Source organism: Pseudomonas caricapapayae (assembly GCF_001400735.1).
GTDB classification, from domain to species: Bacteria; Pseudomonadota; Gammaproteobacteria; order Pseudomonadales; family Pseudomonadaceae; genus Aquipseudomonas; species Aquipseudomonas caricapapayae.
This window is the reverse complement of the sequence record NZ_LJPW01000120.1, coordinates 40,106-51,844: the sequence shown is the minus strand read 5'-3', so window position 1 is coordinate 51,844 and position 11,739 is coordinate 40,106. Positions and strand designations below refer to the sequence as shown.

The following is an 11,739-nucleotide window of genomic DNA, read 5'->3' as shown; positions in this document are numbered from 1 at the left end:
ATCAGTTTTTCCGACGGCTGTGGGTTTTGCCGACAGCCTTGTGTCATGATGCTCCCACCGCAGGTAAGCCGCCCTTCTTATATATGAATAGATCCTCCGCGTTGTTCCTTGCTCTTGCCTTTCTGGGCGGCTGCCAGTCCGTGGCCCCCGTCTCGTCACAGCCCGTGCCCGCTCAGAAAGACGCCCCTCCCGCGCCTGAAGCCAAGCCGCAGGTCTACGGCTCGTTCACTCAGGACACCCTGGTCAGCCTGTTGAGCGCGGAGCTGGCCGGCCAGCGCAACCGCTTCGATATCGCCCTGGACAACTACGTGACCCAGGCGATCAAGACCCAGGACCCGGGAGTCTCAGAACGCGCCTACCAGATCGCCGAGTACATGGGCGCCGATCAGTCTGCGCTGGACACTGCCCTGATCTGGGCGAGGAACGCGCCGGGCAATCTTGAAGCCCAACGAGCCGCAGCCATTCAGTTGGCGCGCGCCGGACGCTACGACGACTCTCTGGTGTATATGGAGAGAGTCCTGCAAGGTCAGGGGGACACGCACTTCGACTTTCTGGCCCTGTCCGCTGCCGAAACCGATCCTGACACCCGTAACGGCCTGCTCAAGAGCTTTGACCGATTGCTGGGCAAATACCCGAACAACAGCCAGCTGATTTTCGGCAAGGCGCTGTTGCTTCAGCAGAATGGTGACGCCGAACAGTCGTTGAAGCTGCTGGAAGACAACCCGCCGAAAGACGGCGAAATCGCCCCTATCCTGCTGCACGCCCGCCTGCTGCAAAGCATGAACCGAGGCAAGGAAGCGGTGCCCCTGCTGGAAAAAAGCATCAAGAAGTACCCGGACGACAAACGCCTGCGCCTGACGTATGCGCGCATGCTTGTTGAGCAAAACCGCATGGAAGACGCCAAGGTGCAGTTTTCCGCTCTTTTGCAGCAGTATCCGGATGACGACGAGCTGCGTTTCTCGCTGGCCCTGGTGTGCCTTGAAGCCAAGGCCTGGGACGAAGCGGCTGGCTACCTGGAAGAACTGATCGCCCGTGGCGCACACGTCGACTCTGCGCATTTGAATCTGGGCCGCATCCACGAAGAGCGCGAGGACCCGCAAAGCGCGCTCAACGAATACGCTCAGGTCGGTCCGGGCCCGGACTTCCTTGCCGCTCAATTGCGCCAGGCCGATATTCTGGTCAGCAATGGCAACGGTGCGGAAGCTGCCAAACGCCTGTCTGAGGCGCGCGCCGAAGAACCCGACTACGCCATCCAGCTTTACCTGATCGAAGCCGAGGTCCTGACCAGCAACGACCAACTGGATCGCGGCTGGCAGGTGTTGAATCAGGCGCTCAAGCAATACCCGGATGACGCCAACCTGCTCTATACCCGCGCCATGCTGGCGGAAAAACGCAATGATCTGGCGCAGATGGAAAAAGACCTGCGCAGCATCATCAAGCGCGAGCCTGAAAACGCCATGGCGCTGAACGCACTGGGCTATACCCTTTCAGATCGCACCACGCGTTACGCCGAAGCCCGCCAGTTGATCGAGAAAGCTCACCAGATCAGCCCCGACGATCCGGCGGTTCTCGACAGCCTTGGCTGGGTCAACTATCGCCTGGGTAACCTGGATGAGGCCGAGCGCTACCTGCGCCAGGCCCTTGAACGCTTCCCTGATCACGAAGTGGCAGCGCACCTGGGCGAAGTACTCTGGGCCAAGGGCGAACAGCGCGAAGCCAGAAAAGTGTGGGCCAAAGCCCTCGAACAACAACCCGACAGTACCGTCCTGCGCAGCACACTGCGACGCTTGACCGGATCAGAGACCCTTTGACGTTATGTTTTTGCGCCACCTAATCGTATTCAGCTTCATCGCCCTGCTCGCCGGCTGCGCCGGCCTCACCTCCCGCGAAGCCGTACAAGGCAAGGGTGATCCCGCGCAATGGCGCGAACACAAACAGCAACTGAGCAGCCTCGATGGCTGGCAGATCAACGGCAAGGTAGGCATTCGCGCACCGAAAGACTCCGGCAGCGGCACCCTGTTCTGGCTGCAGCGCCAGGATTACTACGACATCCGCCTGTCCGGCCCGCTCGGCCGCGGTGCCGCCCGACTGACCGGACGCCCCGGCGCAGTTGTGCTGGAAGTCGCCAATCAGGGTCGCTACGAAGCCACCACTCCGGAATCGCTTCTGCAGGATCAACTGGGCTGGAAACTGCCGGTTTCTCACCTGGTATGGTGGGTGCGTGGCTTGCCGGCACCGGACAGCAAAAGCAGCGTGACACTTGATGGCGACAGCCGCCTGGCCAGCCTTGAACAGGATGGCTGGCAAGTGGAGTACCTCAGCTACGTCGAACAAAACGGCTACTGGCTGCCGGAACGCGTCAAGCTGCATGGCCAGGACCTCGATGTCACGCTGGTCATCAAGGACTGGCAGCCTCGCAAGCTGGGGCAATGATCATGGGTACGCCACAACTGGTTTTGCCCGCCCCGGCGAAACTCAACCTGATGCTGCACATTCTGGGACGCCGCCCTGACGGCTATCACGAACTGCAAACCCTGTTTCAGTTTCTCGATTACGGCGACGAGCTGGGGTTTAGCGTCCGCGAGGACGGCGAGATTCGTCTGCAGACCGAAGTCCCTGGCGTCCCGCACGACAGCAACCTGATCGTCAAAGCCGCCCGCGCGCTGCAAAAACAGTCCGGTTGCACACTGGGCATGGACATCTGGCTGGAAAAACGTCTGCCCATGGGCGGCGGCATCGGTGGCGGCAGCTCGGATGCCGCTACCACGCTGCTGGCTTTGAACCACTTGTGGCAGCTCGGCTGGGATGAGGATCGTCTGGCGGCACTGGGCCTGACGCTGGGTGCCGATGTACCGGTTTTTGTACGCGGACACGCCGCATTTGCTGAGGGCGTCGGAGAAATTCTTACCCCGGTAGACCCGGAAGAACCGTGGTATTTGGTGCTCGTTCCGCAAGTCGCTGTAAGTACAGCAGAAATTTTTTCAGATCCGTTGTTGACACGCGACACGCCGCCCATTAAAGTGCGCCCCGTTCCCAAGGGAAACAGTCGAAATGACTGTAAGGCGGTTGTAGAGAGGCGTTACCCAGAAGTACGTAACGCTTTGAATTTGCTAGGTAATTTTACCGAAGCAAAATTAACCGGAACTGGAAGTTGTGTGTTTGGGGCCTTCCCAAACAAAGCTGAAGCTGATAAAGTCTCGGCCCTTCTTACAGAGACCCTTACGGGGTTCGTAGCGAAAGGAAGTAACATTTCGATGTTGCATCGCAAGCTGCAAATTCTGTAGCAGGAATTGAGTGCCAGGCACTCGATTGATTCAATACAGGGGCGTCGCCAAGCGGTAAGGCAGCAGGTTTTGATCCTGCCATGCGTTGGTTCGAATCCAGCCGCCCCTGCCATTTTCCATACTCATCCAGGTTACCCTCAGCCTCTAGGTACTGCGCGTGTCCAAGATGATGGTCTTTACGGGGAATGCCAACCCCGATCTCGCTCGGCGTGTAGTACGTCAGCTGCATATCCCACTGGGTGATGTTTCTGTCGGAAAATTCTCCGACGGTGAAATCAGCACTGAGATTAATGAAAACGTCCGCGGTAAAGACGTCTTTATCATTCAGCCGACCTGCGCACCGACAAATGACAACCTGATGGAACTCGTCGTGATGGCTGATGCCTTCCGTCGCTCCTCAGCGTCCCGAATCACTGCTGTGATTCCCTACTTTGGTTATGCCCGCCAGGATCGCCGTCCGCGTTCCGCACGTGTTGCAATCAGCGCGAAAGTCGTTGCTGACATGCTTACCGTGGTGGGGATCGATCGTGTGCTCACGGTTGATCTTCATGCTGACCAGATTCAGGGCTTCTTCGATATTCCGGTAGATAACATCTACGGCTCCCCCGTTCTGGTGGATGACATCGAAGACCAGCGCTTTGAAAACCTGATGATCGTTTCCCCGGATATCGGCGGCGTCGTGCGTGCACGTGCTGTTGCCAAATCCCTGGGTGTCGATCTCGGGATCATCGACAAACGCCGTGAGAAAGCCAATCACTCCGAAGTGATGCACATCATCGGTGATGTCGAAGGGCGTACCTGCATTCTGGTCGACGACATGGTCGACACCGCCGGCACTCTGTGCCACGCGGCCAAGGCCCTGAAAGAGCATGGCGCAGCCAAGGTCTTTGCCTACTGCACACACCCTGTGCTGTCGGGTCGGGCGATCGAAAACATTGAAAATTCCGTGCTGGACGAACTGGTGGTGACCAACACCATCCCGTTGTCCGCAGCAGCACAAGCCTGCAGCCGTATCCGCCAACTGGATATTGCGCCGGTAGTCGCCGAAGCGGTCCGCCGCATCAGCAATGAAGAATCGATCAGCGCGATGTTCCGTTAACTGACATCACGCAGACGAAAAGCGCCCCGCCCTGACATCCGGTCAGGGCGGGGCTTTTTTGCCCATACCGCCCGAGCGCTGGTCGCAAACGCAACGGCGGATGTGGTTAATTTGGAGATACAACATGAACGAATTTACCCTGAATGCAGAACAGCGTTCCGACCTGGGGAAAGGTGCGAGCCGCCGCCTGCGTCGTCTCGCTAGCCTGGTTCCAGCTGTAGTCTACGGTGGCGACAAAGCCCCCGAGTCCATCAGCATGCTGGCCAAGGAAGTTGCCAAGCTGCTCGAAAACGATGCGGCCTACAGCCACATCATCGAGCTGAACGTTGGCGGCAAGAAGCAAAATGTCATCATCAAGGCGCTGCAACGTCACCCGGCCAAAGGCCACGTGATGCACGCTGACTTCGTGCGCGTTATTGCCGGCCAGAAACTGACCGCAATCGTGCCGATCCACTTCCTGAACGAAGAAGCTCCGGTCAAGAAAGGCGGCGAGATCTCGCACACTACCACTGAACTGGAAGTGACCTGCCTGCCTAAAGACCTGCCTGAGTTCATCGAAGTTGATCTGGGCGCGCTGGAAGTGGGCGACAACGTTCACCTGTCCGAGCTGAAAGCACCTAAAGGCGTTGAGTTCGTTGCCTTGGCACACGGTACTGACCTGGCAATCGCCAACGTCCACGCACCGCGCATCGTCAAAGACGAAGCAGAAGAAGGTGAAGAAGGCGCTGCCGAGTAATTCATTTACTTGGTAACGTCGGAGTTGCTCAGGAAACATCGCGAGCGATAGCAGGCAAAGCGGGCGAGATCGCTGAGTTTACATCATGGTAAATGAGCAGTTTTCGCCCACATTGCCGCTGTCGTCAGCGGTTCAACCCTCAACTCCAAAGGAAGAGCCCCTGTCGTGACCGCCATACAACTGATCGTGGGCCTGGGAAATCCAGGCGCCGAATACGAACAGACCCGGCATAACGCAGGGGCTTTTTTTGTCGAGCGTATTGCTGCGGCGCAACGAGTCAACCTCGTTCCCGAGCGCAAATTCTTTGGCCTGACCGGACGCTTTACGCATCAGGGTCAGGATGTTCGTCTGCTGATCCCCACCACCTACATGAACCGCAGCGGCCAGGCCGTAGCGGCACTCGCCGGTTTCTATCGTATTCCGGTCGAATCGATTCTGGTGGCGCATGACGAACTGGACCTGCCTCCGGGCGTTGCCAAACTCAAAGTGGGCGGCGGTCATGGCGGTCATAACGGCCTGCGCGACATCATCGCGCAGCTCGGCAATCAGAACACTTTTCATCGCTTGCGGCTTGGCATAGGCCACCCGGGCGATGCCAGCAAGGTATCCGGCTTTGTCCTGGGTCGAGCGCCACGCGCCGAACAGGAAAAACTGGACGCCAGTATCGACTTTGCCCTCGGCGTGCTGCCGGATATCTTCGCCGGTGAATGGAACCGGGCGATGAAAAACCTGCACAGCCAGAAGGCCTGACATCACTCGAGGGGAAACACCATGGGATTCAATTGCGGCATCGTCGGCCTGCCTAACGTCGGCAAGTCCACCCTGTTCAACGCCCTGACCAAATCTGGTATCGCGGCCGAGAACTTCCCCTTCTGCACCATCGAACCGAACAGCGGTATCGTGCCGATGCCCGATCCGCGCCTGGCGGCTCTGGCTGCCATCGTCAACCCGAAACGCATCCTGCCGACTACCATGGAGTTCGTCGACATCGCCGGCCTCGTGGCAGGTGCCTCGAAAGGTGAAGGCCTGGGCAACAAGTTTCTCGCCAACATCCGCGAGACCGACGCCATTGCCCACGTGGTGCGCTGCTTTGAAGACGAAAACGTGATTCACGTCTCCAACAGCGTCGACCCCAAGCGCGACATCGAAATCATCGACCTGGAACTGATCTTCGCCGACCTCGACAGCTGCGAAAAACAACTGCAAAAGGTCACGCGCAATGCCAAGGGCGGCGACAAGGACGCAGTGGTCCAGAAAGCCCTGCTGGAACAGCTGATCGCGCACTTCAGCGAAGGCAAGCCGGCACGCAGCCTCATGAAGAGCATGAGCAATGATGAGAAAGCCATCATTCGCGGCTTCCACCTGCTGACCACCAAGCCGGTCATGTACATCGCCAACGTCGCCGAAGACGGCTTCGAGAACAACCCGCTTCTGGACGTAGTCCGCGCCATCGCCGAAGAAGAAGGCGCAATGCTGGTGCCGGTCTGCAACAAGATCGAAGCTGAAATCGCAGAGCTGGATGACGGCGAAGAGAAAGACATGTTCCTTGAAGCCCTGGGCCTTGAAGAGCCGGGCCTGAACCGTGTAATTCGCGCCGGCTACGAAATGCTTCACCTGCAGACCTACTTCACCGCTGGCGTCGAAGAAGTTCGCGCCTGGACCGTCCGCGTCGGTGCCACCGCACCACAGGCCGCTGGCGTTATCCACACCGACTTCGAAAAAGGCTTCATTCGCGCCGAAGTGGTGGCGTATGACGACTTTATTCAGTTCAAGGGTGAAGGCGGCGCCAAGGAAGCGGGTAAATGGCGTCTGGAAGGCAAGGAATACATCGTCAAGGACGGTGATGTGATGCATTTCAGGTTTAATGTGTAAGCATCACGAAAGCCCATAGGGTGCTCGGCAAAAGCCCTTTCACGCTGCCGCGAAAGCCCCATTATCCGGGGCTTTCGCGTTTTTATGCATAGCCATGCTCAAACGTTTCAAACGATCGAGTACACCTTCAAATTTTTGATGGGGATGTCTGTTTTTCTATGTAAAATGTCGTTTTTAACCGTCGCTCATCCACGTCATTTAAACATTCATGTTTAACGCAGCAGATGTCTGAAAGGCGGAGGCCGATCAGCGATTGTTTCCACGGACCGGGCAGAGCCTTGTCATAACCCAAGGTAGATACTCTTTTGAAGATCTTAGTAACAGGCGGTGCAGGCTTCATCGGTTCGGCGGTCATCAGGCACATCATTGCCAACACGACCGATTCCGTGGTTAACGTCGACAAATTGACGTATGCAGGCAACCTTGAGTCACTGCAGTCAGCCGATCAAAGCGAGCGCTACGCGTTTGAGCATGTCGATATCTGCAACCGTGATGACGTGGATCGGGTTTTCAAAGAACATCAGCCCGATGCAGTGATGCACCTGGCGGCCGAATCCCATGTCGATCGCTCGATCACTGGCCCGTCGGAGTTTATCCAGACCAACATCATCGGCACCTATACGCTGCTTGAAGCTGCGCGTGGCTACTGGAGCCAGCTGGACGAAGTACGAAAAGCCAACTTCCGCTTTCATCACATTTCCACCGATGAAGTGTATGGCGACCTGGAAGGCCCGGAAGATCTCTTCACCGAGACAACCTCTTACCAGCCAAGCTCGCCTTACTCGGCCAGCAAGGCCAGCTCTGACCACCTGGTGCGCGCCTGGAGCCGCACTTACGGCTTGCCCACCCTGGTAACCAACTGCTCCAACAATTACGGCCCTTGCCATTTCCCCGAGAAGCTGATCCCGCTGATCATTCTCAATGCGCTGGAAGGCAAACCGCTGCCTATTTACGGAAAAGGTGACCAGGTTCGTGACTGGCTCTACGTAGAAGATCACGCCCGCGCATTGTATAAAGTCGTCACCGAAGGCGAGATCGGCGAGACCTATAACATCGGTGGTCACAACGAGAAACAGAACCTCGAAGTGGTCAAGACGGTCTGCGCCCTGCTCGATCAACTGCGTCCGGATTCAGCCTATCGCCCGCATGCCAGCCTTATCACTTATGTGCAGGACCGCCCAGGCCATGACCTGCGCTACGCTATCGATGCCAGCAAGATTCAGCGCGAGCTGGGCTGGGTTCCAGAAGAAAGCTTCGAATCAGGCATCCGTAAGACGGTGCAATGGTATCTCGACAACCCTGAATGGGTTGCTCACGTGAAGAGCGGAAGCTACCAGCAATGGATCGACAAGAACTACGCAGCGCGCGCCGATAAATGATGAAAGTTCTACTGCTGGGAAAAAACGGCCAGGTAGGTTGGGAGCTGCAGCGCTCCCTCGCCGTGGTGGGTGAAGTAGTAGCGCTTGACCGCCATACCGTATCGACCGTCTATGGTGACCTTTCTGGCGATATGAACAACCTGGAAGGCTTGCGCAATACCATTCGCCGCGTCAAACCTCAGGTTATCGTCAACGCCGCAGCCCATACCGCCGTCGATAAGGCCGAAACCGAGCGCGAGCTTGCGCACACGGTCAATGCCTTGGCCAGCAAGGTTTTGGCAGAAGAAGCCCGCATGCTGGACGCACTATTGGTTCATTACTCGACCGACTATGTGTTCGACGGTTCGGGCAACACGGCATGGAAAGAAAGCGACGCGGTTTCTCCAGTCAACTATTACGGCGCGACCAAGCTTGAAGGGGAGCAACTGATTACGGCTTCAGGCTGCAAGCACCTGATCTTCCGTACCAGTTGGGTTTACGCGGCACGCGGCAACAACTTTGCCAAAACCATGCTGCGTCTTGCGAAAGATCGCCGGACGCTCAATGTCATCGCCGATCAGACTGGAGCACCTACAGGTGCGGAGTTACTGGCCGACATAGCGACGGCAGCTCTGCTTCAAACGCTGGCAAAGCCAGAGCTATGTGGCGTCTACAACCTGGCACCTGCTGGCGAAGTGTCATGGCATGCCTACGCGAAGTACGTGATTGATTTCGCCCGCGCCAACGGGGAACCGTTGGCAGTGGAAACGATCAATCCAATCGACACGATCGAATACCCGACACCAGCGCAACGTCCTCTGAATTCGCGTCTGAACACAGAAAAGCTGCGCCACAATTTCTCTCTGCACCTGCCTGACTGGCAAAGCGGTGTAGCCCGAATGCTTATGGAAACTTTGAACAAATGACCACCATTAATCGTAAAGGCATTATCCTGGCTGGCGGCTCGGGCACTCGTCTTCATCCGCTCACTCTTGGCGTCTCCAAGCAGATGCTGCCTATCTACGACAAGCCGATGATTTTCTACCCTCTGTCAGTATTGATGCTGGCAGGCATGCGTGAAGTCCTGATCATCTCCACGCCAGAAGACTTGCCAAGCTTCCGCAAGCTGCTGGGTGATGGCAGCCAATACGGTATTCAGCTTACCTATGCCGAGCAACCGACTCCGGATGGCTTGGCACAGGCATTCATCATCGGCGAAGAATTCATCGGTGAAGATCCTTGCTGCCTGATTCTGGGCGACAACATCTTTTACGGTCAGCACTTCTCCGACAACCTGCGCTCGGCCAGCCAGCAAAACAGCGGTGCTACCGTATTCGGTTACCACGTTTCCGACCCTGAGCGCTTTGGGGTTGTAGAGTTCGACGAAACCGGTCGCGCCTTGAGCATCGAAGAGAAGCCTGCGGCACCGAAGTCGAGCTACGCAGTAACCGGGCTGTACTTCTACGACAATCAGGTTGTAGAAATCGCGAAGAACATCAAGCCTTCCGAGCGCGGTGAGCTGGAAATCACGGATGTAAACCGTGCTTACCTCGAGAAGAAGAATCTGACTGTAGAGATTCTCGGTCGTGGCTTTGCGTGGCTCGACACCGGTACCCACGAGTCGCTGCTGGAGGCGAGCCATTTCGTGCACACCATCGAGCAGCGTCAAGGCTGGAAAGTTGCCTGCCTGGAAGAGATCGCCTACACCAACGGCTGGATCACGACCGCTCAGTTGGGTGAACAAGCTCAAAAGCTGAAGAAGACCGGGTACGGCCAATATCTGCAGAAGCTGCTGGAGCTGGGCTCGTTCTAAGACTGCAACCCTCTGTCCCATACCGCAAGGCTGCGAACAGTATGTCATCTGCTTTTCCAAAGGTAGCCGTGCTATTGGCAGCCTATAACGGTATGGCGTGGATAGAGGCGCAACTTGACTCCATTCTGAAGCAGACAAATGTCTGCGTTAGCGTGTTCATCAGTGTCGATATCTCTACGGACGGCACTCATGCATGGTGTGCTGACTACGCTCAGCATCACGCGAATGTCGCCCTGCTGCCGCCTGCCGGACGATTTGGCGGGGCATCACGCAACTTCTTCCGCTTGATTCGGGATGTCGACTTCTCGGCATTCGATTACGTAGCGTTCTCCGATCAGGACGATATCTGGCATCCGGACAAGCTTCAGCGCGCCGCATCGACTTTGGCGCCGGGTTACCACGACGCCTATTCCAGCAATGTCACCGCGTTCTGGCCGAATGGGCAGCGCGTACTACTGGACAAGGCTCAGCCTCAGGTCCAGTGGGACTATCTATTCGAAGCTGCCGGCCCCGGCTGCACCTATGTGATGAACCGCCGACTTGCAGATGCCTTCAAGTCATCGCTCCTCTTCCACTGGGATGCAGCTCAGGCCGTTAGCCTGCACGACTGGTACTGTTACGCATTTGCTCGCAGTCACGGCTTCCGATGGCTTATCGATCCGGTTTCCAGCATGGACTACCGTCAACATGCCAACAATCAGGTTGGAGCCAATACCGGGCTTGCTTCACTCATCAGTCGGCTGAAAAAGATTGCTGATGGTTGGTGGGGCGGGCAAGTATTCCTGATCAGCCAGTTGATCGGAGACAACCAGCTGCATCCTGCGGGAAAGCGCTCGAGTAGTCGGTTGTCGCTCCTCAGGCTCTCGCTAAAGGCTCGGCAATGCCGCAGAAGACCACGAGACAAGATTTTATTCATTATTGCGTGCCTTACAGCAATGCTAAGCAAGCCTTGACTGCCAAATAGCCACCCGTTCCCTGCCAGGTCCAACCAGAGCGATAACCAAAGACCAAGTATCGAAACGCTCTGAACATACTGACTGGCAACATCTGTGCCCAACGCTAGAGAGGGCGCTCGCCGCCGTACGGCCGGGCATCGGTCAGCGCATCAAAACCGCTTAATTTCGCGGCCGCCGAATGTTCTCATGCAGCGGCTTATGTTAATGTGCAGACCTTTGTTTTCGGTATCAAAAGCACAAGGAAGACGGTGTAACCGGAGTGGACGGAACCAGCCTCGGAAGGTGGGGTCACTTGTACCACCCAACCAAGGATGGCGGACCCGAGTCACCCACCCGACCGTGAGTTCAGATACCGGACGCGCTTCAATTTGGAAAATCGTCCTGCAATGAAGACCTCGTGTTGCTCATCGTTGGAACCTACGTCGGAAAACTACAAATAGACGATGCATGCCCCGCGTCCCTTAGTCCTAACAGACCTTCCTCTTTATCCAGCGCAGACATTTTCCGCCCGGATGGACAGTCTATTGCGCACCCGACGCCCATGAGCCTCGCTATCGTAAAAACGCGTTTTAATGGCGCAATCAAATTTCATGGCGCAGGCGTTTTTCAACGTATGCCTGC

11 protein-coding genes and 1 tRNA gene are annotated in these 11,739 nt (G+C 56.8%); all 12 read left to right on the top strand.

The window, feature by feature from the left end; genetic code table 11:
• Window positions 1-83 precede the first annotated feature (83 nt).
• The 12 genes from ALO80_RS16665 (at window position 84) to ALO80_RS16610 (ending at window position 11,115) form a co-directional block, all read left to right on the top strand.
• Window positions 84-1,811, top strand: a complete 1,728-nt coding sequence (locus tag ALO80_RS16665) for a tetratricopeptide repeat protein (RefSeq protein ID WP_055009788.1) — start codon at window positions 84-86, stop codon at window positions 1,809-1,811.
• A gap of 4 nt (window positions 1,812-1,815) precedes the next feature.
• Window positions 1,816-2,433, top strand: coding sequence for a lipoprotein insertase outer membrane protein LolB (gene lolB, locus ALO80_RS16660; protein ID WP_055009787.1), 618 nt, complete (start codon window positions 1,816-1,818; stop codon window positions 2,431-2,433).
• Between the two features lie 2 nt (window positions 2,434-2,435).
• A complete protein-coding gene (gene ispE / locus ALO80_RS16655) occupies window positions 2,436-3,284 on the top strand; it encodes a 4-(cytidine 5'-diphospho)-2-C-methyl-D-erythritol kinase (protein WP_055009818.1) in 849 nt (282 codons plus the stop codon).
• A gap of 37 nt (window positions 3,285-3,321) precedes the next feature.
• Window positions 3,322-3,396: transfer RNA gene (locus ALO80_RS16650), tRNA-Gln, on the top strand.
• Between the two features lie 45 nt (window positions 3,397-3,441).
• Window positions 3,442-4,383 carry a ribose-phosphate pyrophosphokinase gene (locus tag ALO80_RS16645; protein ID WP_002552145.1) on the top strand — a complete coding sequence of 314 codons (942 nt, stop codon included), beginning with the start codon at window positions 3,442-3,444 and terminating at the stop codon, window positions 4,381-4,383.
• Between the two features lie 124 nt (window positions 4,384-4,507).
• Complete coding sequence (locus ALO80_RS16640) at window positions 4,508-5,119, top strand: 50S ribosomal protein L25/general stress protein Ctc (protein ID WP_054985763.1); 612 nt, start codon at window positions 4,508-4,510, stop codon at window positions 5,117-5,119.
• 165 nt (window positions 5,120-5,284) lie between these two features.
• The gene (gene pth, locus ALO80_RS16635) at window positions 5,285-5,869 is read left to right on the top strand and encodes an aminoacyl-tRNA hydrolase (protein ID WP_003317127.1); all 585 of its coding nucleotides are present in this window, start codon (window positions 5,285-5,287) and stop codon (window positions 5,867-5,869) included.
• 21 nt (window positions 5,870-5,890) lie between these two features.
• The gene (ychF, locus tag ALO80_RS16630; RefSeq protein WP_055009786.1) at window positions 5,891-6,991 is read left to right on the top strand and encodes a redox-regulated ATPase YchF; all 1,101 of its coding nucleotides are present in this window, start codon (window positions 5,891-5,893) and stop codon (window positions 6,989-6,991) included.
• A 305-nt stretch (window positions 6,992-7,296) separates the two neighbouring features.
• On the top strand, window positions 7,297-8,370 hold the full coding sequence (gene rfbB / locus ALO80_RS16625) for a dTDP-glucose 4,6-dehydratase (RefSeq protein WP_055009785.1): 1,074 nt from the start codon (window positions 7,297-7,299) through the stop codon (window positions 8,368-8,370).
• Complete coding sequence (gene rfbD / locus ALO80_RS16620; RefSeq protein ID WP_055009784.1) at window positions 8,370-9,275, top strand: dTDP-4-dehydrorhamnose reductase; 906 nt, start codon at window positions 8,370-8,372, stop codon at window positions 9,273-9,275. Before rfbB ends, rfbD begins: the two co-directional genes overlap by 1 nt.
• Window positions 9,272-10,162: a glucose-1-phosphate thymidylyltransferase RfbA gene (rfbA, locus tag ALO80_RS16615; protein WP_055009783.1), complete on the top strand. Its 891-nt coding sequence runs from the start codon at window positions 9,272-9,274 to the stop codon at window positions 10,160-10,162. The genes rfbD and rfbA overlap by 4 nt, the downstream gene beginning before the upstream one ends.
• Window positions 10,163-10,203: 41 nt before the next feature.
• Window positions 10,204-11,115, top strand: a complete 912-nt coding sequence (locus ALO80_RS16610; RefSeq protein ID WP_055009782.1) for a glycosyltransferase family 2 protein — start codon at window positions 10,204-10,206, stop codon at window positions 11,113-11,115.
• Window positions 11,116-11,739: the final 624 nt, after the last annotated feature.